Annotated in this window: 1 protein-coding gene; it reads right to left on the bottom strand. The window is 30.9% G+C overall.

Annotated elements, in window-relative coordinates; translation table 11 throughout:
* On the bottom strand, positions 1 to 207 hold a 207-nt coding region (locus KJQ99_RS11570), incomplete at both ends, for a shikimate kinase (protein ID WP_284467070.1).

The raw sequence follows: 207 nt of genomic DNA, 5'->3' as shown, positions 1-207 counted from the left end.
GCAATTTCGCCTTTTCATCAAATAATGGGCGTTTAGTATCGTTTTTAAGCCTTGTTGCGATTTTGTAAAAACTAAGGTCAAAAAACACTACAAAACCTAATTTTCTTAAATCTTGTAAATTAGCAAACCCACCGCCGCAAGAGATGATTAAATCACTTTTTGTGGCTAATTCATCTCTTAATTCTTTTTCTAAATTCCTAAAATATT

Source organism: Campylobacter sp. 2018MI13, from assembly GCF_018501135.1.
In the GTDB taxonomy this organism is placed as follows: Bacteria; Campylobacterota; Campylobacteria; order Campylobacterales; family Campylobacteraceae; genus Campylobacter_E.
Note: the sequence above shows the minus strand (reverse complement) of the source record. Positions and strands in the feature narration are given on the sequence as shown.